The 2,144-nt window shown below is 36.3% G+C and carries 2 protein-coding genes and 1 pseudogene; 2 read left to right on the top strand and 1 reads right to left on the bottom strand.

The window, feature by feature from the left end; translation table 11 throughout:
- A pseudogene (locus tag F6K13_RS29950) lies at positions 1-220 on the top strand (cysteine synthase A); the annotation flags it as partial.
- 355 nt (positions 221-575) lie between these two features.
- On the opposite strand, the gene F6K13_RS29945 reads toward F6K13_RS29950, so the two are convergent.
- On the bottom strand, positions 576-1,352 hold the full coding sequence (locus tag F6K13_RS29945; RefSeq protein ID WP_338043263.1) for a DMT family transporter: 777 nt from the start codon (positions 1,350-1,352) through the stop codon (positions 576-578).
- 49 nt (positions 1,353-1,401) lie between these two features.
- On the opposite strand from F6K13_RS29945, the gene F6K13_RS29940 reads away from it, so the two are divergent.
- On the top strand, positions 1,402-1,995 hold the full coding sequence (locus F6K13_RS29940; protein ID WP_287289394.1) for a CNNM domain-containing protein: 594 nt from the start codon (positions 1,402-1,404) through the stop codon (positions 1,993-1,995).
- Positions 1,996-2,144: the final 149 nt, after the last annotated feature.

Here is a 2,144-nt window from a genome sequence, read left to right as displayed (position 1 = left end):
TCATCAACTAGCTAAGGATGAGGGTTTACTGGTTGGTGGCAGTAGTGGTCTTAACGTTTTTGCTGCCAAACTTATTGCAAATCGTTTAGATCGAAAACAGGTAGTAGTTACAGTTCTCTGTGATAGTGGAATTAAATACCTATCCAAAATTTACAATCAAGAGTTTCTCAGTAAAAATGGTTTAAAAATTGAAAGTAGTGTTTCAACAATTAATAATTAATTATTAATTATTAATTATTAATTATTACCTCTCCTTGAAAGCGGATAGGATTGACGAACAGGAAAAATTTTTCTCTCTTGTTCGATTGAATATGGCGAGGTCTCCTCGCCATCCCTTGACCGCTTGTTTCTCCTTTAAAGCAGAAGCTTTAAACCTTAATTATTCGGTAATTTTTTTTCAGTATTGAGTGTATGGATGAAGTATAATTTAAAATCCTGACATTTTCGGTTTATTTTTGTTTTGAAGTAATAGCAGCGATCGCCAGTCCAATTAACAATATAATTGCACCAAAAAAAACCATGATAGAAGGAACTTCACCAAAGAATAAATAACCTAAAAAACTAGCTCCAACAGGTTAAAATAAAATTGCCAAAGTAACTAAAGTAGGAGACAACCAGCGTACTGCCCACATCAAACTTGTATTCCCTACTAATTGAGGAAATAATGCCATCAATAATAAGTAAAAGTAAACTAAACCAGGATAACCAGAGTAACCAACACCTAAAATTAAGGGAAGAGGCAATAATACAATTCCAGCTACAGTAAAAACTACCACAAGATAGCCACCAACACTAAACCCTTTAGTTTGAGCTTCCCGTCCTAGAAGTATATATAAACTCACTGCCCAAGCTCCAATCATAGCCAAAAAGTTTCCCAGCAGAGGGTTAATACCTGTATACCCCCCACCAATATCTGCTAAACCAATGGTTAACCCTCCAACCATAGCTATTACTATGCCAATAACTGTCTGACGAGAAAGTCTTTCCTTCAACCACCACCGCGACAACAAAGCTACCCAGATGGGATTAGTATTTACTAGACTGGTAGAGGCCGCGATCGAAGTGTAGGATAAAGAAGTAATCCAAAAAGCAAAATGGACTGCGAGGCAAACTCCTGCTCCTACTGCATAGGGTATTGCTCCCGACTGGAGACTCTGCCACTGAATTTTCGACCATGCGGGTACTAATAATAAAGCAGCGATCGTCACCCGCGAGGCAGCTATTACGAGACTAAACTCTACCCCACTCATGCCAGCAGAGAGACTTGCCAACCTGATTAATATTGCACCTGTAGATATTGCCAAAATACCGATAGCTAAAACTAATATAATTTGCCAGTTAGAAGGTTTCATCAGAAAATTAAAAATGGTATGATTGAGTTTAACCAATTATTAGTTAAGTATGCTAAAGCTAACTATTATAGTTTTAATTATTCTCATAGGTTCTGCTCTTTGCTCTGCTACTGAAACAGCCTTACTTTCAGTTTCTCCCATTAAAGTGCAACAGTTAGCACAGTCTAAAAAACCAGCAGCATTAGCACTGTGGGGAATTAGGAAAAAAATTAATCGCCCAATTGCTACTGTTGTGATTATTAATAACATTTTTAATATAGTTGGTAGTATTTTAATTGGTAATATTGCAGCTTCGGTTTTGGGAAATGCTTGGTTAGGAGTTTTTTCTGCAATATTAACTTTTTTGGTAATAGTTTTTGGGGAAATTATTCCTAAAACTTTAGGTGAACGTTATGCCATGCAATTTGCCTTAACTGTGGCTATACCTGTCCAAGGGTTAACTTTTATATTTACTCCTATAGTTTGGTTGATGGAAAAAATTACTTCTCCTTTTACTAAGGGGCAGAAATTACCCACCACTAATGAAGCAGAAATTATGTTTTTGACCAGAGTAGGATATAAGGAAGGAGTTATTGAGGGTGATGAAGCTGAAATGATTAGAAGAGTATTTCGGCTCAATGACAAAATTCTTTTGATATTATGACACCTCGAATAGCGACGACTTATCTCCTACTCTGGTCAAAAACATAATTTCTGCTTCATTAGTGGTGGGTAATTTCTGCCCCTTAGTAAAAGGAGAAGTAATTTTTTCCATCAACCAAACTATAGGAGTAAATATAAAAGTTAACCCTT

The sequence above is a fragment of the Okeania sp. SIO2B9 genome, assembly GCF_010672505.1.
Classification (GTDB): domain Bacteria; phylum Cyanobacteriota; class Cyanobacteriia; order Cyanobacteriales; family Microcoleaceae; genus Okeania; species Okeania hirsuta.
Note: the sequence above shows the minus strand (reverse complement) of the source record. Positions and strands in the feature narration are given on the sequence as shown.

What these genes read in the sequence shown, in the direction of transcription:
- F6K13_RS29945 (WP_338043263.1), bottom strand. Translation starts at nt 1,352, where the DNA reads ATGAAACCTTCTAACTGGCAAATTATATTAGTTTTAGCTATCGGTATT.
- F6K13_RS29940 (WP_287289394.1), top strand. Translation starts at nt 1,402, where the DNA reads ATGCTAAAGCTAACTATTATAGTTTTAATTATTCTCATAGGTTCTGCT.